Raw genomic sequence first — 24,748 nt, 5'->3', positions numbered from 1 at the left:
TCTCATCCATGAAAATAATCAAAAATCTGCTGCGCCACAGCTTTCGAAACGCCCGGCGCTTTCAGCAAATCTTCCAGCGCCGCACTTTTCACCGCCTTCGCCGTTCCAAAATGCATCAGCAACGCCCTCTTCCGCGACGGACCAATTCCCGGCACCTCGTCCAGCGAACTCGTCGAAATCGCCTTGCTCCTCTTCTGCCGGTGCGCCCCAATCGCAAAACGATGCGCCTCATCCCGTAACCGCTGCAGGTAGAACAGCACCGGGTGATTGATCGGGAAACTGATCTCCCGCCCATCGGGCATATGGAAGACCTCCCGTCCATCGCGCCCATGATGCGGACCCTTCGCGATGCCGATCATGCAGATATCCTCGATCCCCAGATCTTCCAGTATCGCCCGCGCCGCCGACAGCTGCCCCTTGCCGCCATCGATCAGCACCAGGTCCGGCCATTCCCCGCTATCGCGATCGGGATCTTCCCGCGCCGCCCGGCCGAAACGCCGCTCAAACATCTCCCGCATCATCGCGAAGTCGTCGTTCGATGTTTCGGGGTTCTTCATGTTGAACTTGCGATAGGCATTCTTGCGGAAACCTTCCGGCCCCGCGACCACCATCGCGCCCAACGCATGGCTTCCCTGGATATGGCTGTTGTCATAAATCTCGATCCGGTCAGGAACACCATCCAGCCCGAATGTCTCGACCATCTCTTCCAGAATCTTAGCCTGCGTCGTCGTTTCCGCCAGCCGCCGGTCGAGCGCCTCCACCGCATTGCGCTGCGCCTGCTTGATCAGCCGCGTTCGGTCACCTCGTTGAGGCACCTCGATCCGCACCTTGGACCCGATGCGCTCTGTCAGAGCCTGCGCCATCAGTTCACATTCCATCGGCGCGCGATCGGACAGGATCAATTTAGGCGGCGGCACTTCCTCGTAAAATTGCGCCATAAAGCTCGCCAGCACCTCATCCTCCGCCACTTCGGCAGTATGAACGGGGAAGAAGCTGCGGTGCCCCCAATTCTGCCCGCCCCGGATGAAAAAGGCCTGAATGCACATCGCCCCGCCCTTGGCTGCCAGCGCGAATATGTCGGCGTCGCCCAGTCCTTCGGCATTGATCGCCTGACTACCCTGAATGAAGGTCAGCGCCTTCAGCCTATCCCGGAGCACCGCTGCCTGCTCGAAATCCATTGCCTCCGAAGCAAGCTGCATCGCCTCGCCCAGCTTCTTCTGCACAGCGGTCGATTTGCCGCCCAGGAAATCCTGCGCATCCTTCACCAGCTCCGCATAACCCGCCTCATCGATCCGCTGGACACAGGGCGCCGAACAGCGCTTGATCTGGAACAGAAGGCAGGGCCGCGACCGATTGGCAAAGAAGCTGTCCGTGCAACTTCGCAGCAGGAACAGCTTTTGCAGCGCATTGATAGTCCGCGTCACCGACCCCGCGCTGGCGAAAGGACCATAATAGCGCCCCTTATATTTGCGCGCGCCACGATGTTTCTGGACCCTCGGAAAATCGTGATCCTCCCGCAGCAGGATGAAGGGGAAGCTTTTGTCGTCCCGCAGCAACACATTGTAAGGCGGCCGGAACCGTTTGATCAGTTGCGCTTCCAGCAGCAGCGCCTCGGCCTCGCTGTTAGTCGTCACGATCGTCATCGACCGCGTTTGCGCCACCATGCGCTGCAATCGCTTCGGCAGGCGATCCACCTGCGTATAATTCGCCACTCTATTACGCAGCGCCCGTGCCTTGCCAACATAGAGAACGTCACCGCGAGCATCCTGCATCCGGTAAACACCGGGCCGCGTCGGCAGGGTCTTCAGCGTGGTACGGATCGCGTCAATGCCCGCCTCGATATCCGGCGTGCCAGCTCCTCGTACAGTGAAGCTGGCCTTGTCTTCATGAAAACGGTCGGGAGATTGGGGATGCGACATGGGTGCAGAGATAGCGGTGACGCAGACAAGCGCAATGGCTGGGCGCCGCTTCCTGATCCTTGGAGCCTAAATCAACGCGAACCACCTTGACCATCTTCGGCCTTGTTCACGCGTGGTTTGGCGCCCGCGACATCCGGCCACTTTCCAACACCGGAGCGCGGATGGCCGGAAATAACCGTAGAGACTTTGATCCTCGGCAACCCGGAGATGCTCGACATCCGCACGGACAAAGAATCATCGGGATCGTCGCTCTGCACGATATTCAAACTGCTCATAACCGAACCCAGAGGAGCGACGCCAAATTCCGCATGGTCATCGACAACAGCGGGCTTGCTGGTTGATCTTCTATGGTTGGCACATCGCGCGAAATATTATCTGGGAACAAACAAGGCCGATCCACATCCAGACATAAAAAAGGGTCGGTGCGACCAACCGCATCGACCCTTTTCAAGACGAAATCGTCAGATTCAGATGCTGGGGCCGAGACCCTTGATCGCGCTATCGACCAACTGCCGATCCGCACTCGCGTCATGGTTCTGCGCGATCAGCGTCGCAGCCGCGCTGGTGGCAGCGTTGACGGCCTTTGTACGGATGCCCGCAATGGCAGTTCGTTCCGCTGCACCGATCTTGTCCTCGGCCATCTTTTGGCGACGGGCGACCAGCGCCACCGCATTGGACTTGGCGTCTTCGAGCAGCGTTGCCGCTTCGCTCTCGGCCGATTTGCGCATCGCCTCCGCTTCACCGGCTGCATTGGCCAGCTTTGCTTCATACTCAGACTTCAGCGCGTCAGCCTCGGCGCGCAGCTTCGCAGCTTCCGCCAACTGTTCCTTGATCTGGGCGATCCGGCCATCAAGCACATTGCCGATCAGCGCGGGCACCTTCTTGATCAGGAGGATGAGGATAAAGACCGCCATCGCCAGGCTGACCCAAGCAGTCGCGTCCATGCCGACGGCCTTCGGATCAGTGTGCGGCGCCACGCCCTCATGTGCGACGGTGCCTACCGGCTCCATCCCCTCGGCGTGAATTGCGTCGTCAAGATGCGGAGGCGTACCTTCGCTATGCTGTGCTGCTGCCTCAGCCATGGGCCAGTGCCGCCTTTACTGCGTTGCGGGCCGCTTCGTCTGACGCATTCACGCCGGAAATACGAGCGACCATGTCGCGCGCCGCTTCGGCGGCGACGGTTTCAATCTCTGCCATCGCTGCCTGGCTGGCCGCCTGGATGCGGGCTTCGGCTGCGCCGATCCGCGTGGCGATTTCAGCGTCGGCGGCAGCAAGCTGCACTTCGGAAGCCTTCGCAGCTTCCGCTTTCGCCCGGGCCAGCGTCGCCTGGGCCGCAGCCCTGCTTTCCGCGTCACGGGTACGATAGTCCGCCTCGGCCTCATCGGCGCGGGCGAAGGCAGCCTTGGCTGCGTCCAGATCCCCTGTGATCTTCGCGTCGCGCGCGTCGGCCGTCGCCTGAACCTTAGGGACCATACCCTGGCCGATGACGAAGAAGACAAAGCCGAATGTCAGCAACATCCAGAAAATCTGTGATGCATAAGTTTCGGCAATTTGCGCGATTTGAGGCATTTTAGGTCCGTCCGATCAGGGCGCCGTCAATTCATGCGTGCGGACGGGACGGCGACAGCCGCCCTGCCCGCACGCCAAGCGGTTGTCAGGCCACGAACACCAGGATCATGGCGATAACGAACGCCAGCAGACCCAGAAGTTCGGCTGCGGCGAAACCGATGAACAGGCGGCCCTGCTGGCCGTCAGCGGCACCCGGATTGCGCAGCGCGCCTTCCAGGAACGATGCGAACACGTTGCCCACACCGAGCGAGGCGAGGCCCGCACCAATGGCGGCCAGGCCAGCACCGAGCAGCTTTGCGGCTTCTGCGTCCATGTCGTAAACTCCCTTTTCTAAACTCGAACAAATGGTTGGAAAAATAGTAGAAACTTAGTGGAGGTTCTCGGCGTCGTTCAGATAGACCGAAGTTAGCAGCGCGAACACATAGGCTTGGATCACCGCCACCAGCACTTCCAGAGCGCTGATACCGATCATCAGGACGAAGCTAGCGGAACCGACCGTCAGGCCATATCCGGCGCCCGCGTTCGAGCTGTTGATAACGAAACCGGCCAGCACCTTCAGCAGCACGTGGCCAGCGGTCATCGCTACGAACAGTCGCAGGCCGAGGCTGAAGGGACGCACCATGAAGGATACCAGTTCGATCGGAAAGATCACCGGGATCATCGGCAGCGGCGTACCATGGGGCACGAACAGCGAGAAGAAGTGCAGGCCATGCTTCCAGAAGCCAACGATCAGCACAATCGAGAAGCTCAGGATCGCGAGAACGCCGGTAGCCGTGAAGTGGCTGGTAAAGGTGAACGGATGCAGGCCAATCAGGCCGAGCGGCAACAGGCCAAGCAGGTTCGCCAGCAGGATGAACATGAACAGCGAGAAGACATAAGGAATATACTTCTTGCCGCCTTCACCCACATTGGCGATCAGCAGGCTTTTGATGAAGCCGGTCATATATTCGACCGCCATCTGCCAGCGACCAGGCACCAGTTCGCGCTTCATGCCGCCGATCACGAAGATCCACAGCACCACAGCAGCAGCCACCATGTAGAGCGCGCTGTTGGTGAAGGCGATGTTGAAGCCGCCAAGCGACAGGTGATCCGTACCAAACAACGGTTCGATCGCAAACTGGTGCATCGGATCGATTTTGCCGGATTGTGCCACAATGACCCCTGTAACGTCTGCTATTCGGACTAAGATAAAAGCGTCCCTATTCGCCGGGACGCTTCGTCGTCGTCAATCTGATGATGTTCCTGAAGGCAACCACGATCCCAAGACCGAGGAAACCGAGCAGGAGCCATGGGGATGTCCGCAGAAAGTAGTCCAAAGTCCCACCAACCACGGCACCACCGGCAAGACCGCCGATCAGTTCTGCGAGAACCCTGTTGCCCAGGCGCGATCCATCATCGCCCTGTTGCTTCGTGGTCCCCTGTCTGACCTTTTCGGCTCGTTCGGCCTTCGCGATCCGCTCCTCGAGAGAAGTGATGCGCTCGTCCTCATCTGCCGGGTCTTGCCCGGGCACATCCTGCGTCATGGCCGTTCCTTTCCGTTCAGGCAGATAAGCCAACGTCAGGCGGCATGGCGCGTGCGGTTGCACCCGTCAAGGCGCGGCCCGTTTAGAAAGGGCTTTCGGGATAGTCAACCGTAGTTGGTCAGGAGAATTGCGCTTCCACTGGCCGCAGCGGCGAAACGCCCCGCGGTCGCGCAATTACCCTGCGGTCGCGCAATAGGTCGGCAGGGCGATCGGCCCGGCACCCTTGGTTTGCCAGGGTCCCGCGCCCACGCGATATACCTGGCCCTGCTTCACGCGGTTGCTCAATGTCTGGCAACCCGTGGCTGCCGCCATATCCTGAACCGTGACGCCTCGCTTGCTGGCAAGGTCGGTATAGGCCGCGCGCCGCTTGATGTTGATCGATTCGACTTCCGATCGCACCGCCGCGCTTACCGATCCAGCGATGCCCAGATAGCCGTCGGCCTGCTCGCCCACGGCGCCCTCCGCCATTGCAGCGGCAACCGCGCCCGACTGCGCGCGAGCAGGCGCGCTCGCGACAAGTCCCGTGGCCAGCGCGACGGCGGCACCTGCGACGATCATCAAAAGCTTGCGTGTCATTGCGGGAACAACTCCGGGTTATTCTGGATAAGATCCTGTGCATCACGCTGAAGGCGTACGACGACCTCCTGCTGCACCTTTACATTCAGGTTGATTTCGATCGGCTTGTCCGGTGCCTTAACCTGGATGCAGCCCGTCAGGGCCAAACCGGCGAAACCCGCCGCAAAGATAGCTTGTGTCTTCATTTCTGTTCCCTGTTTCTCACAGTGTCGCTTTCCGCAGGGTTAACTGCAATCCCTTGGCGAATCTTCTCCTGCATCTGATCCCCTATGCTGTTCTGTATAAGCATAGTGGGATCGATGAAGGACTTTGCCGTGCCCAGCAGGCCGCGGAACGGCGCGGCAATGCGCACATTGAAGATGAAGGGCAAGCCGGTGAGGTTGCGCGCCATGCCCGCCGGAACATCGCCCAGCTTCCCCCGGTTGACACCGTTGAACACGACATTGGTCACCATCTCTCCATCAAGCGCTCCGTCCATCAGGATGGTGAGGCATTTATATTGCAGATTTTTAAGCGCGTCGAAGGCCAGCTTGCCCATCACGCCCAATTGCTCGTTCGAAACCGGCCCAACATAAGACAGCGTCCCCGATTGGCGGTTGGGATCGCAAGGCACCGTGGGGAGCACCCCTTCGGGCATGATGAGGGGCGGCATGCCCTGCTGCCTTGCGGTCAGCACGCCCCCCGCGACGCGGCCGCCCTGAGCGTTGAAGATCAGCGGCATGATCCCGTCGAACGTGCCTGTGGCCGATATATTCTCAAGCTCCATCGTCTGGATGAAGGCACCCGCATCTATGCCGATGACGCGGAACGTCAGATAGCGGTCCACATCGGCACTGAAGTCCATGGTCGTCGGCAACAGAACCAGTTGCCCTCCGGAGAAGGGCCAGCCGCCGCCCTCGATGCGGACCTTCTGCCCAGGTTCCAGCCTGTAGCGGACAAGGCCATCGCGGACTTCAACACCGGGATTGACCATCCTGATCCGCATTTCCTGCCCCGGCGCACTCACCAGCCCCAGCAGATCGGTAAAGTGCAATTCGCCGGACATTCCCTCTACCGGGCCGAACGCCGCCGCCAACTTGGCGTTGTCTGTGCGGAACACGCCATCGCTGGTCACTTCGGCGCCGTTCCACCGGATATGCCCCTCGCCCGTTACCGTCGCATTGACGTTGGCGACTACCCCCAGCGCCAGGCGGGTCACGTCCTCTGGCTGCAAATCGGGACCGAATACCAACCCCGGCACAGTCAGGTCGGCCTTGCCCCGGCCGGAGCCCAGATCATGCGAAATATCCGCACGCGCCACCAAGGCATCGTTGCGCGGCGCCCGCAGCGTTCCTGTCCCCAGGATTCGACCGTCCCGCAAGCTGAGGGCGAAGTCCGGTACCTTCAACGGCTCAAACCGTCCCGGCGTTTGGGCATCACGCACCATCACCGAAGCGGCGAGCTTCAACGCTCCTCGCGCGAAGTTCCATTCGCCCGTGCCATCCTCCACGATCAGCGGAACGGAACCGATTCGCGCGTTGGTCCCTGCCAGCTTTCCCGTCAAACCCTGTGCCGTAGCCCTGCCGGTCAGCGTTTGCGCGACCAGCCGCACCGGAGATGCTTCAGGCCCGATCGCCAGTTCCGCCCGAGATAGCGAAAATCCCTCCTGACCAATGGCGACCCTTGCCCGCTCCGCCGACAGCCGCATCGGACTCTCGCCGCTACGTCCTCGCAGGTCGAGATTGCGGATCTCGGCCCCCGCTCTCACCCCGCCCGGCCCCGTCGCCACCAGAGCACCGCCGCCGATTGGGCACAGCGTCTGCCGGGTTCGCCCGACCGAAAAGCTGCCGTAACGCGCCTCCTCCAACGCCAACGGCACGCAGCGCCGGTTGATAGTTATCGACCCATCAGCATTCAGCTGTCCCACGACCGGCAGCACGAGGCCGCGTAGCCGTCCGCCGGGCAGCGGGCCGTCCAGCCTTGCCGCTGTTGAAAAGAGCGTATCTCCCCCAGGTCCGGCGGTGAAACGTACCGGCTCGAGCGCCAGCCTGGCATTACGAGCCGCATATGGGTCGATAAAAAGCTGTCCACCCAATCCGCCACCCGGCCGCCGTGCCAGCCGCAGTGCAGCCTTCGGCAATCCACCGCCATCCGTCGTGAGCGCGCCATCCAGCGCCCAGTCGACAGCCGCTCCCGCCTTGCCCGGCCAGGCAATCGTCACCCTGCCATCGCCGGGAATCGTCACGCGCGCGCCGCTGCGTGATTCGAATCCACTGTTCGTCAGCACGACGTTTCCACCCTGGCCGCTTTGCGCGAAGGCAAGGCTGGTTCGCAGCACATTATCCTCCCCCGCACGGCGCACCGCATCGGCCAGCCGTTCAGCCAGCGGCGCCAGAGGCGTGCCCGACGCAGACCGCTTCAACCCCGCCAGAGGATCACGTCCGGGAAGGCTCAGTTGATGCGCCGACAAACGCCCGCTGGCCTGTGACTTACCTTTTGCGACGCTCCAAGCGCCGACAATCTCCGACTGACCTGCCTTGAGCCCCGCCATGCCCAGTGCCGCCGCGCCGATCCGCGCACGGCCAGCCGTCGCCGAAGCATTGCCATCAAAGTCGATCCGTCCGACGGGCTTCGCCAGCACCATGCCAGAGGACTTCAGCGCCTCAGCTCCCAGCACGACACGGCCGTTCCACCGATCCAGCGCCTTGCCGATCCAGACATCCATGTCCGCCCTCGGCTTGGCCGCGCCAGTCGCGCTGCTCCTGCATCCAAGAGCCGTCGCCTGTGCCGGTCCAACCAGATGCGGCCGCTCATTCCTTATGGCGACATCCAGCAAGGCGGTCATACCGGCCATGCTGCACCCCGCGAACGCCGCCCGTGGCATGGCAGCGGCAAGGCGGCCGTCGAAGCCGGACCTCAGATTGCCCTTGCCGTCGATCTGCATGCCGACCACTCCGGCATCGGTATCAAGCCGCATGCGCGCATCACGCAGCGCGAGGGCGATGTCCGGCAGACTGAACGGCGTCTTAGACGCAGGATCGCGGAACTTGTCCAATTCCCCCAGCCGAAGCACCCCGTCGCGATAGGAACCGCGCAGCCGCACGCCCCCGGCCCTCACGGCCGCGACATGGGGGGACAGGCCAGTAAACGCCAGATCCACTTCCACCCACCGGGCAGTCAGATCGGGATTCGCTGGATCGCCAAGGACGATATTCTCGATACGCTGAGTGCGCAGGCCGATGTCCTTCAGGTCATAGCTCGCCTGGACGCCGCGCCGGTTCATCTCCCGCCCAATGAAATTTTCCGCGATCGGCGCTCTCTGGGTCCACAACGCAACAAGGATCAGCGCCAGGGACCCCGTCCCTACGCCCAGCCAGCGTAACCAGCCGCGGCGAATTCCCTCTTCGCCGTCCTCAACTTCCATGCTTATGGCAAACCCCGGCTTTCACACATGATCCGTAACGCCTGCATAACGTCTGACGCTCCCTAAATATCCTTGCCCGATATTTGCGCAACGCATAGGTCCATTTCTCTGAACGGGGGATTATAAGGCATTGGCGGACAGGGAAGTTGTGGTCAGCCATGACGGCGTGGGACATCGCGCCCGGCTTCGGCAGAAGTTGGCGGAAAGCGGCGGTGATGCGCTGCACGACCATGAGCTTATCGAATATCTGCTGGCCCTCGCCATTCCCCGCCGCGATACTAAGCCGCTGGCCAAGGCGTTGCTGCGTGAATTTGGCGGCATCGGTGGCTTGATGACCGCCGATTGGCAGGCGATCGCGCGCGTCCCCGGCATGGGCGACACCAGCATTGCCGCTGTCAAGATCGTGCATTCCACCCTGCTGCGCATGCTCCGCAATGAGGTGTCACAGCGTCCGGTCCTTGCAAGCTGGCAAGCCCTGCTCGATTATCTGCGGGCCGACATGGCCTATCTCCCGGTGGAGCGCGTCCGCGTGCTTCACCTCAACAGCCGCAACATGCTGATCCGCGATGAACATATGGGCGACGGCTCGATCGACCAGGCCGCCATCTACACACGTGAAGTCATACGCCGCGCCATCGACCTTGGCTCATCAGCGCTGATTCTGGTTCACAACCACCCCAGCGGCTCTCCCGAACCCAGCCGACAGGATATCGAGATAACGCGCCAGATCGCCGAAGCAGGCAAGCGCCTCAACATTGCGGTGCATGATCATATCATCATCGGATCGCAGGGACACAGTAGCCTGCGCGCGATGGGGCTATTGTAGGGCCGTCCTTCTTACCCACTGGCAGGAAGGACGTTCCACGGACGTCCTAACCCTCGAATCCCACCGAAAGAAATTCAGGCACAGGTCCGTTCCAGCCCTCATCCGGACCTTCGTCCCGAACATCGGCGCGACGCGACTTTGAACCATTACCTTGCTGGCGGGCAGGACGAGGCTCTTCGCGCCGTTCGTCCTCCTTGCGCTTGGCGGGCTTGCGCTCCACCTTCCGCTCGCTATCCCGGCGCGGCTCGTCGGCCGAATCCACCTTTGCAGAGGCACCGGCAGGAGCTCCGATCGTCTCGATCTTCTGCCCGATCAGCTTCTGAATATTATCGATCGCCTCGGCATCTTCCGGGGTCACAAAGGTATAGGCGACACCCGATGCCCCCGCACGCCCGGTACGGCCAATACGATGAACATAATCGTCCGGATGCCAGGGCGCATCGAAATTGAAGACGTGGCTGACACCCTTGATATCCAGCCCGCGCGCCGCGACATCTGACGCTACCAGGATATTCACCGACCCCGCCCGGAACCGCTCCAGTTCGGCAATTCGCGAAGACTGATCGATGTCTCCATGAATCTCGCCCGATTTGAAACCGTAGCGCTGCAGGCTCTTGTTCAGTTCACGAACCGTGGTCTTGCGGTTGCAGAAGATCACCGCGCTCAGCACTTCCTCATGCTCCAGCATCGCGCGTAGCGCTTCGCGCTTCTTACGCGAATCAACCTTCACCAGCCTCTGGGTGATGTTGGTGGAGGCAGTGGCGGGCCGCGCCACTTCAATCGACTTGGGATTGCTCAGGAACCGATCCGCCAGCTTCTTGATCGGCGCGGGCATGGTCGCTGAAAACAGCAGTGTCTGCCGCTGCGAGGGCAATTTGGTGCAAATTTCCTCAATGTCCGGGATGAACCCCATGTCCAGCATGCGGTCAGCTTCATCGATGACCAGCATCGAACAGCCGTTCAGCAATATCTTGCCGCGCTGGAACAGGTCCATCAGTCGGCCCGGCGTGGCGATCAGCACATCGACGCCCTTTTCCAGGGCTTTGAGCTGATCGCCCATCTGCACGCCGCCAATCAGCAGCGCCATGTTGAGCTTGTGATATTTCCCGTACTTCTCGAAATTCTCGGCAACCTGCGCCGCGAGTTCGCGCGTCGGTTCCAGAATGAGCGAACGCGGCATCAACGCACGAGCCCGGCCATGCGCCAGAATGTCGATCATCGGCAAAACGAAGCTTGCGGTCTTGCCCGTCCCCGTCTGCGCGATGCCGATGATGTCCTTCATCATCAACACAGGGGGGATAGCCTGCGCCTGAATCGGCGTGGGCGTATCGTATCCGGCCTCGTTAACGGCCTTCAACAGTTCATCGGAAAGGCCGAGATCGGCAAAAGTCATTCAATTGTCCGGGACAGAGGCTCTCCGCAACGCGCTCATGCATCACGGAAATCGCGCGCGCCTTGCGGAAATATTGGCATCTTGTCAAGAAAATCGCGCACCGGAGCGCGTTTCCACAGCGGGTCAATCGTCCCCGTCCGCCTCTTCCAATCGCCGGAAACTGTCGATCACGCAACTAAGCCCACTGCGCGCCTGCAATTCATCGCGCCCGGAACAAAGTGACCCATCCTCATCCGGCTCGACATAAAATCCCGAGTAGAAGCCTGTCGAACTACACCCCCGCTCCAGCCGAGCCCTATAGCGATGATTATCTGCCAGCAGCAGATCGACGCCATTATCCACAATGACGCTGGCTGACCGGATCGACCGCAAGGCGATGCAGCGCGGCCCCTTCTTTTCCTTCCACGCACGCCCCGCCTGCGGAGCGATGCGCGCGGGCGATCGTCCCTTTTTCGCCATTGGCACGCGAATGATGATCCGTTGCTCGATCGACATCTGCGCCAATTGCACGGGCTCGCTCACGGGCGCGACAAGGAGCAACAGGACGGAATGAAGCAAATCGAACCCCTTTTGGGGCGGCACGCTATGGGCCGATGGTTGAACCGTCGATGAATTCCGGGGCATAGCATTGCAGTATGATAGGGCAAGACATCATCAACAGGTTCATAGCCTTGCTGGGGCCAAAGGGCGTCGTGACCGACGCGGACGACATCGCTCCCTGGCTTACCGATTGGCGGGGACGTTTTCATGGCGCCGCTGCCGCCATTCTCCAGCCCTCCAATACGGACGAAGTTGCCGCGACCGTCACACTCGCAGCAGATCTTCACGTGCCCCTGGTTCCTCAGGGCGGCAATAGCTCGATGGTCGGCGGCGCGACTCCTCCGGATGACGGGTCGGCACTTATCCTGTCTCTGCGCCGGATGAACCGCATCCGCTCCCTTTCTCCCGACGACAATCTCGCAATATGCGAAGCAGGCGTCATCCTCGAAACCCTGCACGATGCTGCGGAGCAAGCCGGTCGCCGCTTCCCGCTCAGCCTCGGCGCGAAGGGATCGGCGACGATCGGCGGCCTCATATCGACCAACGCGGGCGGCACTCAGGTGCTGCGCCATGGGACGATGCGCGCCCTGGTCGAAGGGCTGGAGGCGGTCCTCCCCGACGGCAGCATCCTGCATGGCCTCGACGCGCTTAAAAAAGACAATCGCGGCTATGACCTCAAACAATTGCTGATCGGCGCGGAAGGAACGCTCGGCATCATCACCGCCGCCTCGCTCCGCCTCGTCCCTGCGATCGCGATCCGCGCAGTCGGCTGGGTCGGCGTCCGATCGCCCGCCGACGCGCTCGCCCTGCTCCGCCTGAGCGAAAGGCAATTGGGCGATAGCGTCGAGGGGTTCGAGATTATCGCCGACGATGGCCTGAGCCATGTCCTGTCCCACATTCCTGGCACTCGCTGCCCGATCGAGACGCGCACGCCCTGGCATGTGCTGATCGAAGTCGATCATGCCGACCTGTCCGGCCCATCTCCGGCCGAGCGCCTTGAAGGAGCGCTGACGCAAGCGCTCGAACAAGGACTCGCTGTTGATGCCACGATCGCCGCCAATGATGCTCAGGCAGCGGCGTTCTGGCGCATGCGCGAATCGCTTTCCGAAGCGGAACGCGCGCAGGGACCGGCGCTGCAATTTGACATCAGCGTGCCCGTAGCCCGCATGCCCTCCTTCATGATCGACATGGCCGCGGCGGCCGAACGCACCTTCGCGGGAGCCACCGCCTCCTCCTTCGGTCATCTTGGCGATGGCAATGTCCACTTCCATGTTCGCGCGCCGAAGGGAACGGCGGACGGCCCCGCCTGGATCGCGGCAGAAGGGAAGTCGATCAACGCCTTCGTCCATGATGCCGTCGTCGCGGCGGGCGGCTCCATTTCGGCGGAACATGGCATCGGCCAGATGAAACGGGCCGAACTCGGCCGCCTTGCCAGTCCTGCCCGGCTGCATGCCCTGCGCGCGATCAAGGCTGCGCTTGACCCCCTTGGCCTCATGAACCCCGACAAGCTGATCCCCCGTCCCGAAGAGGGCTAGAGGCGGCGGAACGGCTCGACAAAGCAATTGCCTCCCACCCACAAGGTCTTTATCGCCCACACCCAGTTTTTAGGAAAGGCAGCGCAGCCAACATGCGCTGCTTCGATAGGATGGAACAGCATCATGGCTAGCGCGCCCGCCAACAATCTCCCCGTGTTTTACAACGATCTGCTCCCGCTCAGCAGCGTCGATCATGCGAGCTATCGCAGCCGCTCGGTGGAGTCCGCGCCTTTCCTTACGAAACAGCATGCCGTTCCCCTGACCGTCGATGAATTCGTCGCGGCCCAACGGTTCGTGCCGATCATCTTCTCCGCCGGTGACGAAGCGGTTCCGCTGGCGCTGATGGGCCTGAATGAAGGCGTCAACACTTTCCTCGACGATGAAGGCAAGCTGCGCGGTCCCGCCTATGTCCCCGCCTATGTCCGCCGCTATCCCTGGATGCTGGCGAAGCTGCGCCCCGACACCGACGAACTGTCGCTCTGCTTCGATCCGACCAGCGAAGCGGTCGGCGAGTTTGAGGAAGGACAGCCTCTTTTCGAAGATGGCAAGCCCACCGAACTCACTCAGGGCGTTCTCAAATTCTGCGAGGATTTCGAACAGGCTGCCGCGCGGACTGGCCAGTTCATGAAAGACCTGAAGGAACTGGACCTGCTGATGGACGGTGAAGTTGCCATCCAGGTGCCCGGCAACGATCAACCTTTCGTCTATCGCGGCTTTCGCATGGTGAACGAGGAAAAGCTGCGTGACATGCGTGGCGACCAGCTGCGAAAGATCAGCCAGAACGGCATGCTGCCCCTTATCTACGCGCATCTTTTCTCGCTGCAGCTCATCCGGGAAGTTTTCGAGTCGCAGATTACGCAGGGCAAGGGACCCCTTCCCGTCCCGGCGGCGCCCCAGACCGCCGATGCCTGACGCTGTAAATTAACCTGCATCAATAATGCGATAGAAAAGCTTTTTGTCGGCCCCTTGAAACTGGGCTCGCCCTCCTTTATCTTTCGAACATACGGCGCACCTGCCCCCCTTTCGGGTGTGTCGTATGGGCGCCTCCCCCTTTTGGAGGCGTCTCCTCCCTGAACCTTGGCCACCCCATGTAATACATGGGGTGGTTTTTTATGGCCCGAACAGGGAAAGTGGTTTCGCTTGACGGCGAACTCCTCTCCACCTAAACGCCACCGCCTGCCAGCCGCCTGTGCGGCCAAGGCCCCTTCGTCTAGCGGTTAGGACGCGGCCCTCTCACGGCTGAAACACGGGTTCGATTCCCGTAGGGGTCACCACTCTCTCATAGATAATGTGCACCGCGAATGTGTCGCGCGATTTCTGGTTGTGGTCGTCACCCGCACATCGAACGCTCGTAATTTCAGCGCCGTTCGGCAGGTTTGTGACATATGGATCGAACTAACTTGAGTCTCTGTCGTTTGATGTTGGGCAATTGTGGAGACGAACCATGCGTAACACATTCTTATTGATGGCAGGATTGGCAGCCGCTGCCAGCGTTGGCGGCTGTTCTCGTGAAACGACGCGCGATGGACTGCGGGGTGCAGGCATCGGCGCGGTCGGTGGTGCGGTAGCAGGTGCGATCGTGCCCGGGCTTGGCGTGGCCGAAGGCGCGGCGATCGGCGCTGCCGGTGGTGCTGTCGTAGGTGCTGCCACGTCCGATGGACAACGTCGCTGGGAACGTGACCGTCGCGGCCGCGAATATTATATCGATCGCAACGGCAACCGCGTTTACCGCTGACGCCATATCGCCGCGCCCTGGACGCGGCATGCAAAGACATGACAGCATCTTGGGCGCAGCGATGGCAGGGCCGGGACAGAATCGTCCCCGCTATTGCGGCGCTCTTGGTCAACGCCGTCATCGGCTATGCATTGATAATCGGCCTTAGAGCGCCTTCGCTATTACGCTCGGCGACAGATAGCACCCCCTTGGCGTTGTTCAATCTGAAGCCCCCCGCGCCGGACCAACCCAAACCTCCCCCGCCTAAAAAAGCTCGCGAACCCATACGCGAAGGCGGCGCTGCGTCCGGATCTCCTCCACGCGCCGAGAAGGTGCGAGATCAACCGCCGCGCCCTACCAGCGTTGTCGCCCCGTCGCCCATAATACCTACCCCTGCTCCGATCCAGCCCACCGCGCCGACAGCCTCCATGACGAGCGGCGCAGGCGGCGCGGGTAGTGGCGCTACTCCCGGCTCTGGCAGCGGGTCCGGCGGCACTGGAACCGGCACTGGCCGGGAGGATGGCGAGGGAGGCGATTTCTCGCGGGCGCGCCAAACCGGCGGCCGCTTTCGCAATTCGGATTTCCCTGGCTCCTTACGCGGCGTAGGCCGCGTGACGATCGGCGTGCGATACGCCATCGGTCCTTCGGGACAGGTCGACAGATGCGAAGTCATCGAAGGAAGCGGCTATCGGGAGATTGACGCGATGACTTGCCGCGTCATCATGGAACGATACCGCTTTCGCCCTGCCCGCGATCCCGAAGGATATGCCGTTACCGAGGTGCGAGAAGAGGATTACCGCTGGCGTGTGCGTTAAAAGCGATAGCAACTAAACAACCAGCATCGACACCCACCAGCCCGGGAGCGCCGCGACCGCCAGACATGTGCCCAGCGGCACCCGCGTCGCTGCCGTCACCTTCCGGCCCAAGGCGACGCTTGCCAGCACCGCCACCAGGCCAATCCCCGCAGCCATCAGCAGGATGAACGGCAGCGCCTGCCATCCGAACCAGGCCCCTAGCCCGCCCATCAGCTTCGCGTCACCGAGGCCTAATCCTTCCCTCCCCCGCGCCATCCGATAGCCGACCGCCACCGCCAGCAGGACACCATATCCTCCTGCCGCCCCGATCACTCGATCGGACAGCGCCGCATCCGTCACCCACAGGCCCAGTGTCAGTCCAAGGAACGCCAACGGCAACGTCAGCGCGTCCGGCAACCAAAAATGCCGCCAGTCGAGGATCGCCAATGTCAGCAGCAGCCATCCAAGCAAAGCCCATCCAGCCCCCACCAGCCCCGGCGCCAGACCGGATGCGAGCGCCCCGATCACTGCGCAGCCCGCCTCCATGCCCCCGTGCAACGGTGCGATCTTCCCGCCGCAGGTACGACACCTGCCCCGCGACAGTAGCGCGCTTATCATCGGGACAAGATCGACTGCGCCCAGCACCCGCCCGCAGCTATCGCAGGCCGACCGTCCACGCATGACGCCGCGACCCTCGGGCCAGCGCAATATCAGCGTCCCCAAAAAGCTGCCCGCGATCGCCCCAGCAACCGCGCCCAGCCCCGCCCACAGCGGATCGATCACAGCGTTCCTTCGACCTTCAGCACCCGCGCGCCGCTTGTCCCGGCAAAGCCAACCTTCGCCAGCGCATCGCCGAGCGCCGCGTCCGCTGTCTCCACCCGCATCTCGGCAACATAGCGCCCTGATCGCCATATCCGCAGGTTGATCTTCTCCAGCCCAGACTGGCTGACCAGCGGCAGAAGCAACGCCTCGCCATCGCAACTCGCCACGCCCGACAGCCCTTGCGTCAGATTGAGACCCGGGAATTGCCCTGCCATCTGTGCCCGCACCCGACCCTCGGCATGGCCGCAGCGATCGCCGGAAAAATACGCCGTAACATCCTCCATCGCCAAACTCGCGATCGGCAGCGGCGCAAAGCTTCGCCCGAGCGGCACAGTCCCCGTCACATCATCAACGCCCGTGCGCCCGAAACCCACGGTCAGCGCGCCGCTCAGATCATCCGCCGCGCCCTGCCGCCGCCATATGTCGAACCGCGCCCGCCCCATCAGCAAAGACACCCGCGATAAAGCGGCATTCACCGACCCGACCGGCATTGTGCCAAGCATCAACTGATCGATCCGCCCGCTCCACAGCGTCCCCCGCACCTCCCGCGCGGCGATGCCCAGTCGCTCCAGCCCGGACAGCCCCAGCGCAATCCGCATCGGCATGAACAGGATAAGCCCAAAGACGAACAGCAGGACGATCGCAATTCGCGTCCGCCCAGACCAGCCCAGCCGCGTCATTGCCCAGCCCCCCGCACAAGCACCGCCTGCACCGAAACGCTGCCCGCCGTCGGGGCAGGCCGCGCGCTCATCGTCTCCACGCGCACGCCCTGCGCCTCCAGCGCCGCAAGCCAGGAAAACAGCGCCACCGGCCGCACCGACGCCATCGCAATCTCGATCCGCGCCGCGCCCTTCGCCTCCGCCCGCTCCAGCGTCAGCCCCGCCTCGCCCGCGCTCTGGCTCACCATTTGATCGATCGCCGTCCCGGAACTCGCCGCAACCCCTCGCGGCAATGTCTTGAGCAACTTCACCTTCGCCCGCATCGCCGCATTGCGATCAGTCGCGGCGAGCAGCCCTTCACGCGCCGACCGCTGCGCCGAAGCCAGCGGCCCCGCCACGCCCAGCCACAGCAGCACCACCGCCAGCAGCGCGAACATCACGCCCAGCATCCATTGCTCGCGCGGCGATCTCTCGCCCCACATCGTCTTCATCGCGTCCATCATGATCGCACCGTAATGTCGGCCAGCGCCCGCCCGCCCGGGTCTTGCGAAGGCGTCGCCGTGATGGTGAAGCCCGCGCTCTGCAAGGCCAGCAGCACCGCGTTGATCTCCTCCACCTTCGCCGCCGCCAGCGTCGCCCGGATCATCCCGTCCGGGTCACGCGACAGCGCCGTCATCGACACGCCCGGCGCTTCCTGCAAGGCGCTGAGCAAACCCGCAACTGGCGCCGTAAAGGCATAAGCCCCCGCCCCCCGCGCCGCCAGCTGCCGCTCAATCTCCGCCTCCGCCTGCGTCAAGTCACCCGCACCCGGCACCACCTGCCGCGCCAGCGCCAGGCTCTCCGCATCCAGGCCCCGCGCCGCCACATTTTGCCGGACCATCACCGCCAATGAAATGAACAGGCTGACAAGCAGGATCAGCCCGCTCCACAGCAATATCCGCCGAAGCGCCGCCTTGTCCGCGACCCGCCGCACCCGCTTGGCAAAGTCGCTCTGCCGCAGGTCCAGTGGCGGCCGCTCCAGCGCCTCGACCGCCCGCGCCTGCAACAGATCGGCAGGCACATCCTCAATCGCCGCATCGGCCGCCAGCACCGAAGCCAGATCGCCGCCAAAAGCAACGTCACGCCCCCGTAACACCGTCTCGCCATCCAGCGCGCCACGCACAAAACCCTCAACGGGTTCCGGCAAAAACAACGGCGCAGGCACGATGACGTCCGGGTCCAACCCATGATGCTGCGCCCAAAGCAGCCAATGCTGCATGTCGCTCCTCGCAGCGACCGCGACGACATGCGGCCGCGCCGGATCATCATTCTCATCCGCCGCCGCAAACAGCTGATCAGCAGGCACGATCCCGCCCGCCAGCGCCGACAACCGCGCCGCCGCACGCCCCTGCCGGGGCGCCAGCTCAGGATAGTCCGCCCAATGCAAAGTCACCATCGAAGCAGGCGGCACCAACATCACCACCGCATCGGCAGGCAACGCCGTCAGGCCACAAGCCGCCAGCCAGTTTGCTCCCCTGCCGCCCTGCGCCACAGCGCCATCGACAACGCGCATCCACAGCGGTTCGCCCGCTTCGGGCAGCGCCACGATCAGTCCGTCACGCACGCTCACGCGCCGCTCCCCCAGCTACGGCGGATCAACCTCGCCGGGCTCTGCCGGGCATCGATCATCGCCCGCTCCACCACCTGCGTTCCCCCAACGTCCACCGTCACTTCCACCCCGAAAAATCCTGTCGTCAACTTGACCTGATTGGCCACTTCCTCAAGCGGACTGATGCCCTGGCTGGCCAGCGGCGCCCAAAATTGCACCGTGCTGCCGTAACCCTCGGCGGGCCGCTGCGCCAGATATTGGCGCGCCTGCGCCACGCTCACCTGCCCTTGCAACAGCATGGCGAACAGCACCGCCTGCCCCGGCAGCAGCGTGTTGACGTTGATCGGCGACAAATCCGCCGTCGGCAACGCGCAAACCCACGGCCGCGCCAGATCATAGATGGCGGACGTCACCCCATGGACCGCGCGCAGCTCACTCGCATCCACCATGAAGCGATTTGCCGTGCGATAGGGCCGTGCCGCCTGCGCATAGACCTCATCCTCCGCCCCGCCGGGCTGCGGCACGCTGTCGCTGTCGATCCAGTCGGCGAGCGATGCCGCCGCCACCTGCGCCTGCCGCGCATCCACGCCCAGCGCCTGCAACAATGCCTGAAATTGCGACACGCCAACCGGCCGAACCTTCAAATTGGACTCATTCTCGCCAGCCACCACGCTGTTGAGGTTGAAGCAGTTGCCCGCATCACTCACCCGAGCACTCGCGACACCACCGGGAACAGCGACCGGCTGCGGCGTCCCCATCCAGTTTCCCGCCAGCGTCGTCTTGCCCGGATTGGCGGCGATCAGATCACCGATCCGCAACCGCGCCATCTCCACACCCGCATTGGCAAAGGCCCGCGCCTGATCCACCGCGCCGCTATTGCCCGTCATCCGGGTAGCCAGCGCCAGCCGCTCCAGCGCCGTAGAGGCCACCACAGCCATCACCGCGACCAGCAGCAATACGGTCAGCAACGCCGCTCCCCGCTCGCCCTTTTCCCCGGGATCAGGCACCAGCCATCTCCCCTTCCAGCTTCTCCGCAGGCCCCGGCCCGACCAGAAAGCGCAAGGTGACAGGCGCTTCACCCATGCGCGTCACCGTCATTTCAACAGCGCGCGGCATCAGGTCGGGCTGCGTCGGTATCCACTCGTCACGCCACTCCCCCTGCGCATCGCGAAAGCGCAGCGCGACATCATCCACATGGTCCAGCAGCGTAGCTGGCTCGTCCCCGGCCGCGCCATCGACCTGCGCATAAGTGCGCCGCTCCAGCCGCCCTTGCCGCACCCAATATTCCACCTTCTGTAAGGAAGGCCGGGGCAAATCGCCCAGATTGTCCCAACCGCCCCGCACGAACTGCATCACCGGCACGGCCTCGCCCTCACCATGCGACCAGAATGCGGGCGCCAGCGTCCCCATCTCCGTGCGGCTGATACGCGGCACCGCCTGCCCAAGATCGGCCGCCAGCGCGCCGCCTGCCCTTTGCACGGCCGCCATGTCATTCAGCCGCGCCTTGACCTGCGCCTGCGCCGACACGCTATTCCCCAGCAAGAGCACGCCCGCCGCCGCCAGCATCGCAAAGATCATCAGCGCCACCAGCAGCTCTATCAATGTAAAGCCCGCCTGCCCGCCCGGCCCTCCGTTCGCTTCGAGCGAAATCGAGAAGCCTGATGCGCGACTGAAATCCCTGCCGGCTACGGCGCGCATCACTGCACCACCCGCACAAAGCTCAGCACGACCGGCGAAGACCCCGTCTGCCCATTCACAGTCAGATCAACCTGCAACAGTCGCTTGTCGTTAGTAGCCTTGACCGCCCTCACCCAATGCCAGCGTCGCCCGCCATTATCGACATCGCCCTCTTCCCTGCCCAGCGAGGGCGGCGCAGGATCGGTCTGCACCTCCACCATCAAATTGCGCGCGACAATCTGCCCCAGCGCCTTGCTGTCGAGATCAGCCGCCGTCCGCAACGTCACCCCCTGCAACCGCACCAGCGCCAAGGCAGCCAGACTGAACACTGCCAACGCCACCAGCATTTCCAGCAAGGTAAAGCCTCGTTCACCCGATGGAGCCCCCCTCTCACCCGTTCGGGCTGAGCCTGTCGAAGCCCCCCTCTTCTTTTCACCAGGCCGATCGAAGATGCCAAAGCTACCCACCAACCATGACCTTCCCCGCCATATCGACAGTTACGGAAACCCGCTCAGCCTCCCGCGCCAAAGTCACCGTCATGGCGTCAGTCGGCAGGCCAGTCCCATCAAAGCCGATCTGCTGCCGCCCGTCCTTGCCAACCAGCGCCCGCGTCCCGGCCTTCCAGTTGGCCGTCGCAAACGGCTTGTCCTCCAACGGCACCCATTGCGCGCCATCGCGCCGCTGAAAGCCATAGCCCGACGCGGAAACCCACACCCCCATCGGCCGCGCGGTAACGACCGCTTCGTCGCGCGCGGCAGCAACGCGCGCGGCAAAGCGGTCGGCATCATCGACAACCCGCCCGCGCGGGTCGGGCATGGCAAGCACCACCGCAGCCGAAATGAAACCGACGATCGTCAACACGACCATCAGCTCGATCAGAGTAAAGCCATTGGCGATCGGCCGACGAACCAACCTCTCCCCGTTCGGGTTGAGTCCTTCGACTTCGCTCAGAATCGCCGCCTCAAAGCTCGCTGGAATAAATATCCGCATTCTCGCTCTCGCCGCCCGGCTGGCCATCCGCGCCCAGCGAACTGATATCGAACGCGCCCTTCCGCCCCGGCACCGCATAATGATAGGCCCGGCCCCACGGATCATCGGGCAGCTTCTTGATGTAACCACCCCGGCGATACCGCTGCGGCTGCGCCAGCGATGCGGGCGGATTGATCAGCGCCTGCAACCCATCCGTCTGCGAAGGGTAGCTCAGATTATCGAGCCGATACTGCTCCAGAGCCTGCTCAATCGTCGCAATGTCCGCCTTGGCCTTCTCCACCCGCGCCGTGTCGGTCGCCGGAATGACGTTGATCGCCACGATCGTCGCCAACAGCCCGATGATGACGATCACCACCATCAACTCGACCAGCGTAAAGCCGTGTTCGGCGGAACGCCTCGAAAAGGTGAAGCCATCCTCGCCTGCTTTTCGACCTCCATTCGCACTGCGCTTGTCGAAGTGCCTTTCTTCTTTCTGGAAAAAGCGCATGGCTCTGGAAATAGACATAATCACTCCTCAAGCCCCCGTAAGGCTCTGCAATTGCAGGATGGGTAGCAGGATCGACAAGATGATCACCGCCACGATCCCGCCCATCAATATGATGATCACCGGCTCCAGCATGGCGAGCGCAGCGGAGGTGAAGCTGTCAAACTCCTGCTCCAGATAATCGGCCGCCCGCTCCAGCATCGTATCCAGCCGCCCCGCACTTTCGCCACTCGCCGCCAGATAGACCAGCAACGGCGGAAACACACCAGCCCGCCGCAGCGCCGCCGACAGGCTCCCGCCCCCACGAATGGCCTCGACAATCTTCTCGGAAGCCTGCCGCAACACTCGGTTATGCACCGTCTGCGTCGTCAGCGTCAGGCCTTCCATCAGCGGCAGGCGGCTCGCCACCATCGTGGACAAAGTCCGCGCCATCCGCGCCGCATGAAGGTCGCGGATCAACCGTCCCAGCAGCGGCAACCGCAACAACAGCCCATCGAACCCATAACGGAACGCCTCAATCTTCAATGCCCGCCAGAAACCAAAGGCACCCAGTCCGATCAGGATCGCCAGCAACCACCAATAGCCAGCCAGAAAGGCCGAAGTCCCCATCACCATCCGCGTCAGCAGCGGCAGGTCCTGACCCACCGTATCGAACTGCTCCACAACCTTGGGAACGACAAAAATCATCAGCGCCGCCACGACGCAGACGGCGAACGCGGCCAGCACGCTCGGATAAGCGATTGCCGTCAAAACTTTCGACCGGATCACCGCCTGCCGCTCCATCAGGTCGGACAGCCGCTCCATGATCGTCGGCAAACTGCCTGAGCTTTCGCCCGCCGAAATCATCGCGCGATACAGCGCTGGAAAGCTCTTCGGCTCCGCGCCCAGAGCATCGGCCAGCCGCCGCCCTTCAAGCACGCCTGAATGCACCTTGCTGACGATCGCGCGCACATGCTCCTGCTCGCTCTGCCGCCCGATAGTGCGCAGCGATTCTTCCAGCGGGCTCACCTGGATCAACGTGGACAGCTGGCGCGTAAAAAGCGTCAGCTCCTTGGCGGACAAACGAGGGGCGCGCAGTGAGAAGGCCGCTCGCCTGGCTACCTTCTCCGCCACGCCAGGCTCGATCCGCACGATGAACAGCTTGCGCGCGTCCAGCTTGGCCCGCGCATCCTCGACCGTATCGGCCTTGATCTTGCCGCTGCGCTCCTTGCCCGCTGGATCGATGACCAGATAATAATATTCAGCCATCGGCGATGGTTTCCACCTCGGCCGCATCGCGCCGCGACACGCGGATGGCTTCCTCCGCCGTGGTCTGTCCATCGCGCACCAGCGCCCGCGCCGCCGATCCCAGATTGGGCGCATTGAGGAAAGCGTGCCGCGCGATCAGGGACTCGTCGCCCCCATCATTGATCAGGCGGCGGATCGTATCGTCCACCCGGATCGCCTCGAACACGCCGATCCGGCCCTTATAACCAGTCCCATTGCACTCCTCGCAGCCTCGCGCCCGATAAATGATCGTTCCCGGATCGAAACCAAGCAACGCGCTCGCCGACTTGTCCGCCTGCACCGGCTCCCGACAATGCTGACAAAGCCGCCGCACCAGTCGCTGCGCGATCACCGCTCGCAGGGTCGAGGCGAGCAGGAACGGCTCCACCCGCATATCCCGCATCCGCGTGATCGCGCCCACCGCATCATTGGTATGCACGGTCGATAGTACCAGATGCCCCGTCAGCGACGCCTGAACGGCAATCTCCGCCGTCTCCCGGTCACGAATTTCGCCGACCATCACCACATCAGGGTCCTGCCGCAGGATCGCCCGCAACCCCGCAGCAAAGGTCAGCCCGACTTTCGCATTAACCTGCGTCTGCCCGACCCCCTCGACCGCATATTCAACCGGGTCCTCCACGGTAAGAATATTGCGCGTCCCATCGTTCAACTGTCTCAGACCCGCATAAAGCGTCGTCGTCTTCCCCGACCCGGTCGGCCCCGTGACCAGAATAATCCCGTTCGGTTCATGCAATCCTTCACGAAAAATCCGGTCCGCCGCCCCCGCCATGCCCAGCAGGTCGAGGTTCATGCCCGCATTCTCCTTATCGAGAATACGCAGCACCACCCGCTCGCCCGCCCGGCTCGGCAAGGTCGATACACGCACGTCCAGCAACTTTCCGCCAAGCGTCAGCCCGATGCGCCCATCCTGCGGCACCCGCCGCTCGGCAATGTCCAGCCGCGCCATCACCTTGATGCGGCTCACCACCACCGGCGCGACATGTGGCGGCATGCGCAAGGTCTCGCGCAGCACCCCGTCGATCCGCATCCGCACGATCAGGCCGGTTTCATAAGGCTCGATATGAATGTCGGACACACCCTGCCGCGCCGCCTCGGCGATGATCCCGTTGATCAGCCGGATAGCGGGCGCGTCATCGGCGCTGTCGAGCAAGTCGTCGGCAGTCGGAATGTCTGCGGCAAGAATGTCCAGCTCATCGGCGCCCACCTCCAGCGACCCGGCCATGGCGGCAGCGCTGCCCTCCATCGCATAGTGATCCGACAGGTGCCGGTCGAACTGTGGCCCATCAACGAACCGCACATCGAAACTGCGTGCCAGATGGCGCCGCACTTCCAGCAATATGCGCGGATCGCTCCCCTCCCGAACTGCAATCGTGAGGCGGTCTCCGTCCAGCGGCAGCATGACCACGCCATGCTTGCGCGCAAAGACATAGGGAATATCTACCGCGCGGG

General features: G+C 63.0%; 28 protein-coding genes and 1 tRNA gene. 6 read left to right on the top strand and 23 right to left on the bottom strand.

The genetic code is table 11. The features are described from left to right. Nucleotides 1-2 precede the first annotated feature (2 nt). The 10 genes from uvrC to AC6JBC_RS05980 form a co-directional block, all read right to left on the bottom strand. A complete protein-coding gene (gene uvrC, locus AC6JBC_RS06025) occupies nucleotides 3-1,919 on the bottom strand; it encodes an excinuclease ABC subunit UvrC (RefSeq protein WP_498025906.1) in 1,917 nt (638 codons plus the stop codon). A 71-nt stretch (nucleotides 1,920-1,990) separates the two neighbouring features. After that, nucleotides 1,991-2,194 carry a hypothetical protein gene (locus AC6JBC_RS06020; RefSeq protein ID WP_498025905.1) on the bottom strand — a complete coding sequence of 68 codons (204 nt, stop codon included), beginning with the start codon at nucleotides 2,192-2,194 and terminating at the stop codon, nucleotides 1,991-1,993. 192 nt (nucleotides 2,195-2,386) lie between these two features. Further along, a complete protein-coding gene (locus tag AC6JBC_RS06015) occupies nucleotides 2,387-3,001 on the bottom strand; it encodes a F0F1 ATP synthase subunit B family protein (protein WP_498025904.1) in 615 nt (204 codons plus the stop codon). Next, the gene (locus AC6JBC_RS06010; RefSeq protein ID WP_460986071.1) at nucleotides 2,994-3,488 is read right to left on the bottom strand and encodes a F0F1 ATP synthase subunit B family protein; all 495 of its coding nucleotides are present in this window, start codon (nucleotides 3,486-3,488) and stop codon (nucleotides 2,994-2,996) included. The genes AC6JBC_RS06015 and AC6JBC_RS06010 overlap by 8 nt, the downstream gene beginning before the upstream one ends. A gap of 85 nt (nucleotides 3,489-3,573) precedes the next feature. Further along, on the bottom strand, nucleotides 3,574-3,801 hold the full coding sequence (locus tag AC6JBC_RS06005) for a F0F1 ATP synthase subunit C (protein ID WP_021240110.1): 228 nt from the start codon (nucleotides 3,799-3,801) through the stop codon (nucleotides 3,574-3,576). A 54-nt stretch (nucleotides 3,802-3,855) separates the two neighbouring features. After that, nucleotides 3,856-4,641 carry a F0F1 ATP synthase subunit A gene (locus AC6JBC_RS06000; RefSeq protein WP_464788509.1) on the bottom strand — a complete coding sequence of 262 codons (786 nt, stop codon included), beginning with the start codon at nucleotides 4,639-4,641 and terminating at the stop codon, nucleotides 3,856-3,858. A 46-nt stretch (nucleotides 4,642-4,687) separates the two neighbouring features. Further along, entirely contained in the window at nucleotides 4,688-5,011 is a 324-nt protein-coding gene (locus tag AC6JBC_RS05995) for an AtpZ/AtpI family protein (RefSeq protein ID WP_464788508.1), read from the bottom strand. Nucleotides 5,012-5,185: 174 nt separating this feature from the next. Then, entirely contained in the window at nucleotides 5,186-5,587 is a 402-nt protein-coding gene (locus AC6JBC_RS05990) for a DUF1318 domain-containing protein (RefSeq protein WP_464788507.1), read from the bottom strand. Then, the gene (locus tag AC6JBC_RS05985; protein WP_196225806.1) at nucleotides 5,584-5,772 is read right to left on the bottom strand and encodes a YnbE family lipoprotein; all 189 of its coding nucleotides are present in this window, start codon (nucleotides 5,770-5,772) and stop codon (nucleotides 5,584-5,586) included. Before AC6JBC_RS05985 ends, AC6JBC_RS05990 begins: the two co-directional genes overlap by 4 nt. Beyond that, entirely contained in the window at nucleotides 5,769-8,990 is a 3,222-nt protein-coding gene (locus AC6JBC_RS05980; protein ID WP_498025903.1) for an intermembrane phospholipid transport protein YdbH family protein, read from the bottom strand. Before AC6JBC_RS05980 ends, AC6JBC_RS05985 begins: the two co-directional genes overlap by 4 nt. A gap of 130 nt (nucleotides 8,991-9,120) precedes the next feature. On the opposite strand from AC6JBC_RS05980, the gene radC reads away from it, so the two are divergent. Continuing rightward, the gene (gene radC, locus AC6JBC_RS05975) at nucleotides 9,121-9,816 is read left to right on the top strand and encodes a RadC family protein (protein ID WP_498025902.1); all 696 of its coding nucleotides are present in this window, start codon (nucleotides 9,121-9,123) and stop codon (nucleotides 9,814-9,816) included. Nucleotides 9,817-9,862: 46 nt separating this feature from the next. Here radC and AC6JBC_RS05970 read toward each other — a convergent pair whose 3' ends face one another. After that, nucleotides 9,863-11,209 carry a DEAD/DEAH box helicase gene (locus tag AC6JBC_RS05970; protein ID WP_498025901.1) on the bottom strand — a complete coding sequence of 449 codons (1,347 nt, stop codon included), beginning with the start codon at nucleotides 11,207-11,209 and terminating at the stop codon, nucleotides 9,863-9,865. A gap of 123 nt (nucleotides 11,210-11,332) precedes the next feature. Continuing rightward, complete coding sequence (locus tag AC6JBC_RS05965; protein WP_498025900.1) at nucleotides 11,333-11,767, bottom strand: hypothetical protein; 435 nt, start codon at nucleotides 11,765-11,767, stop codon at nucleotides 11,333-11,335. 77 nt (nucleotides 11,768-11,844) lie between these two features. On the opposite strand from AC6JBC_RS05965, the gene AC6JBC_RS05960 reads away from it, so the two are divergent. The 5 genes from AC6JBC_RS05960 to AC6JBC_RS05940 all read left to right on the top strand — a co-directional run bounded on the left by AC6JBC_RS05960 (nucleotide 11,845) and on the right by AC6JBC_RS05940 (nucleotide 15,813). Further along, a complete protein-coding gene (locus tag AC6JBC_RS05960) occupies nucleotides 11,845-13,284 on the top strand; it encodes an FAD-binding oxidoreductase (protein ID WP_498025899.1) in 1,440 nt (479 codons plus the stop codon). A 123-nt stretch (nucleotides 13,285-13,407) separates the two neighbouring features. After that, nucleotides 13,408-14,196, top strand: a complete 789-nt coding sequence (locus AC6JBC_RS05955; RefSeq protein WP_498025898.1) for a SapC family protein — start codon at nucleotides 13,408-13,410, stop codon at nucleotides 14,194-14,196. A 287-nt stretch (nucleotides 14,197-14,483) separates the two neighbouring features. Beyond that, nucleotides 14,484-14,558: transfer RNA gene (locus AC6JBC_RS05950), tRNA-Glu, on the top strand. A gap of 170 nt (nucleotides 14,559-14,728) precedes the next feature. After that, entirely contained in the window at nucleotides 14,729-15,019 is a 291-nt protein-coding gene (locus AC6JBC_RS05945) for a YMGG-like glycine zipper-containing protein (protein ID WP_449471718.1), read from the top strand. Nucleotides 15,020-15,426: 407 nt separating this feature from the next. Beyond that, the gene (locus AC6JBC_RS05940) at nucleotides 15,427-15,813 is read left to right on the top strand and encodes an energy transducer TonB (RefSeq protein ID WP_498025897.1); all 387 of its coding nucleotides are present in this window, start codon (nucleotides 15,427-15,429) and stop codon (nucleotides 15,811-15,813) included. A 12-nt stretch (nucleotides 15,814-15,825) separates the two neighbouring features. Here AC6JBC_RS05940 and AC6JBC_RS05935 read toward each other — a convergent pair whose 3' ends face one another. From AC6JBC_RS05935 to AC6JBC_RS05885, 11 genes are all read right to left on the bottom strand, one after another. After that, entirely contained in the window at nucleotides 15,826-16,575 is a 750-nt protein-coding gene (locus tag AC6JBC_RS05935; RefSeq protein ID WP_498025896.1) for a prepilin peptidase, read from the bottom strand. Then, on the bottom strand, nucleotides 16,572-17,294 hold the full coding sequence (gene gspN / locus AC6JBC_RS05930) for a type II secretion system protein N (RefSeq protein ID WP_498025895.1): 723 nt from the start codon (nucleotides 17,292-17,294) through the stop codon (nucleotides 16,572-16,574). The genes AC6JBC_RS05935 and gspN overlap by 4 nt, the downstream gene beginning before the upstream one ends. Beyond that, nucleotides 17,291-17,776 (bottom strand): type II secretion system protein M, encoded by a 486-nt coding sequence (locus AC6JBC_RS05925; RefSeq protein ID WP_498025894.1) that lies wholly within the window; start codon nucleotides 17,774-17,776, stop codon nucleotides 17,291-17,293. Before AC6JBC_RS05925 ends, gspN begins: the two co-directional genes overlap by 4 nt. Then, nucleotides 17,773-18,882 carry a type II secretion system protein GspL gene (gspL, locus tag AC6JBC_RS05920; protein WP_498025893.1) on the bottom strand — a complete coding sequence of 370 codons (1,110 nt, stop codon included), beginning with the start codon at nucleotides 18,880-18,882 and terminating at the stop codon, nucleotides 17,773-17,775. The genes AC6JBC_RS05925 and gspL overlap by 4 nt, the downstream gene beginning before the upstream one ends. Further along, nucleotides 18,879-19,868, bottom strand: a complete 990-nt coding sequence (gene gspK, locus AC6JBC_RS05915; RefSeq protein WP_498025892.1) for a type II secretion system minor pseudopilin GspK — start codon at nucleotides 19,866-19,868, stop codon at nucleotides 18,879-18,881. Before gspK ends, gspL begins: the two co-directional genes overlap by 4 nt. Beyond that, nucleotides 19,861-20,559, bottom strand: coding sequence for a type II secretion system minor pseudopilin GspJ (gene gspJ, locus AC6JBC_RS05910; RefSeq protein WP_498025891.1), 699 nt, complete (start codon nucleotides 20,557-20,559; stop codon nucleotides 19,861-19,863). Before gspJ ends, gspK begins: the two co-directional genes overlap by 8 nt. Beyond that, nucleotides 20,559-20,885: a type II secretion system minor pseudopilin GspI gene (gspI, locus tag AC6JBC_RS05905; protein WP_498026011.1), complete on the bottom strand. Its 327-nt coding sequence runs from the start codon at nucleotides 20,883-20,885 to the stop codon at nucleotides 20,559-20,561. The genes gspJ and gspI overlap by 1 nt, the downstream gene beginning before the upstream one ends. A gap of 112 nt (nucleotides 20,886-20,997) precedes the next feature. Further along, nucleotides 20,998-21,405 (bottom strand): GspH/FimT family pseudopilin, encoded by a 408-nt coding sequence (locus AC6JBC_RS05900; protein ID WP_498026010.1) that lies wholly within the window; start codon nucleotides 21,403-21,405, stop codon nucleotides 20,998-21,000. 94 nt (nucleotides 21,406-21,499) lie between these two features. Continuing rightward, a complete protein-coding gene (gene gspG, locus AC6JBC_RS05895; RefSeq protein WP_464788456.1) occupies nucleotides 21,500-22,033 on the bottom strand; it encodes a type II secretion system major pseudopilin GspG in 534 nt (177 codons plus the stop codon). A gap of 9 nt (nucleotides 22,034-22,042) precedes the next feature. Next, a complete protein-coding gene (gspF, locus tag AC6JBC_RS05890) occupies nucleotides 22,043-23,260 on the bottom strand; it encodes a type II secretion system inner membrane protein GspF (RefSeq protein ID WP_498025890.1) in 1,218 nt (405 codons plus the stop codon). After that, nucleotides 23,253-24,698: a GspE/PulE family protein gene (locus tag AC6JBC_RS05885; RefSeq protein WP_498026009.1), complete on the bottom strand. Its 1,446-nt coding sequence runs from the start codon at nucleotides 24,696-24,698 to the stop codon at nucleotides 23,253-23,255. Before AC6JBC_RS05885 ends, gspF begins: the two co-directional genes overlap by 8 nt. Nucleotides 24,699-24,748: the final 50 nt, after the last annotated feature.

This window comes from Sphingobium sp. RC1, assembly GCF_059738765.1.
The sequence above is the reverse complement of the archived record's forward strand: the minus strand, read 5'-3'. Positions and strand labels throughout refer to the sequence as shown.

Excerpts from the sequence above, each read along its gene's own strand:
- gspF (WP_498025890.1), bottom strand. The coding sequence starts at position 23,260 with ATGGCTGAATATTATTATCTGGTCATCGATCCAGCGGGCAAGGAGCGC.
- AC6JBC_RS05960 (WP_498025899.1), top strand. The coding sequence starts at position 11,845 with ATGATAGGGCAAGACATCATCAACAGGTTCATAGCCTTGCTGGGGCCA.
- AC6JBC_RS06010 (WP_460986071.1), bottom strand. The coding sequence starts at position 3,488 with ATGCCTCAAATCGCGCAAATTGCCGAAACTTATGCATCACAGATTTTC.
- AC6JBC_RS05955 (WP_498025898.1), top strand. The coding sequence starts at position 13,408 with ATGGCTAGCGCGCCCGCCAACAATCTCCCCGTGTTTTACAACGATCTG.
- AC6JBC_RS05970 (WP_498025901.1), bottom strand. The coding sequence starts at position 11,209 with ATGACTTTTGCCGATCTCGGCCTTTCCGATGAACTGTTGAAGGCCGTT.
- gspJ (WP_498025891.1), bottom strand. The coding sequence starts at position 20,559 with ATGCGCGCCGTAGCCGGCAGGGATTTCAGTCGCGCATCAGGCTTCTCG.
- AC6JBC_RS06005 (WP_021240110.1), bottom strand. The coding sequence starts at position 3,801 with ATGGACGCAGAAGCCGCAAAGCTGCTCGGTGCTGGCCTGGCCGCCATT.
- AC6JBC_RS05980 (WP_498025903.1), bottom strand. The coding sequence starts at position 8,990 with ATGGAAGTTGAGGACGGCGAAGAGGGAATTCGCCGCGGCTGGTTACGC.
- AC6JBC_RS05985 (WP_196225806.1), bottom strand. The coding sequence starts at position 5,772 with ATGAAGACACAAGCTATCTTTGCGGCGGGTTTCGCCGGTTTGGCCCTG.
- gspI (WP_498026011.1), bottom strand. The coding sequence starts at position 20,885 with ATGCTGGTGGCGTTGGCAGTGTTCAGTCTGGCTGCCTTGGCGCTGGTG.
- AC6JBC_RS05925 (WP_498025894.1), bottom strand. The coding sequence starts at position 17,776 with ATGATGGACGCGATGAAGACGATGTGGGGCGAGAGATCGCCGCGCGAG.
- AC6JBC_RS05885 (WP_498026009.1), bottom strand. The coding sequence starts at position 24,698 with ATGCTGCCGCTGGACGGAGACCGCCTCACGATTGCAGTTCGGGAGGGG.
- gspG (WP_464788456.1), bottom strand. The coding sequence starts at position 22,033 with ATGTCTATTTCCAGAGCCATGCGCTTTTTCCAGAAAGAAGAAAGGCAC.
- AC6JBC_RS05990 (WP_464788507.1), bottom strand. The coding sequence starts at position 5,587 with ATGACACGCAAGCTTTTGATGATCGTCGCAGGTGCCGCCGTCGCGCTG.
- AC6JBC_RS05945 (WP_449471718.1), top strand. The coding sequence starts at position 14,729 with ATGCGTAACACATTCTTATTGATGGCAGGATTGGCAGCCGCTGCCAGC.
- AC6JBC_RS05900 (WP_498026010.1), bottom strand. The coding sequence starts at position 21,405 with ATGGTCGTGTTGACGATCGTCGGTTTCATTTCGGCTGCGGTGGTGCTT.
- AC6JBC_RS06015 (WP_498025904.1), bottom strand. The coding sequence starts at position 3,001 with ATGGCTGAGGCAGCAGCACAGCATAGCGAAGGTACGCCTCCGCATCTT.
- AC6JBC_RS05940 (WP_498025897.1), top strand. The coding sequence starts at position 15,427 with ATGACGAGCGGCGCAGGCGGCGCGGGTAGTGGCGCTACTCCCGGCTCT.
- AC6JBC_RS05995 (WP_464788508.1), bottom strand. The coding sequence starts at position 5,011 with ATGACGCAGGATGTGCCCGGGCAAGACCCGGCAGATGAGGACGAGCGC.
- AC6JBC_RS06020 (WP_498025905.1), bottom strand. The coding sequence starts at position 2,194 with ATGAGCAGTTTGAATATCGTGCAGAGCGACGATCCCGATGATTCTTTG.
- gspN (WP_498025895.1), bottom strand. The coding sequence starts at position 17,294 with ATGACGCGGCTGGGCTGGTCTGGGCGGACGCGAATTGCGATCGTCCTG.
- uvrC (WP_498025906.1), bottom strand. The coding sequence starts at position 1,919 with ATGTCGCATCCCCAATCTCCCGACCGTTTTCATGAAGACAAGGCCAGC.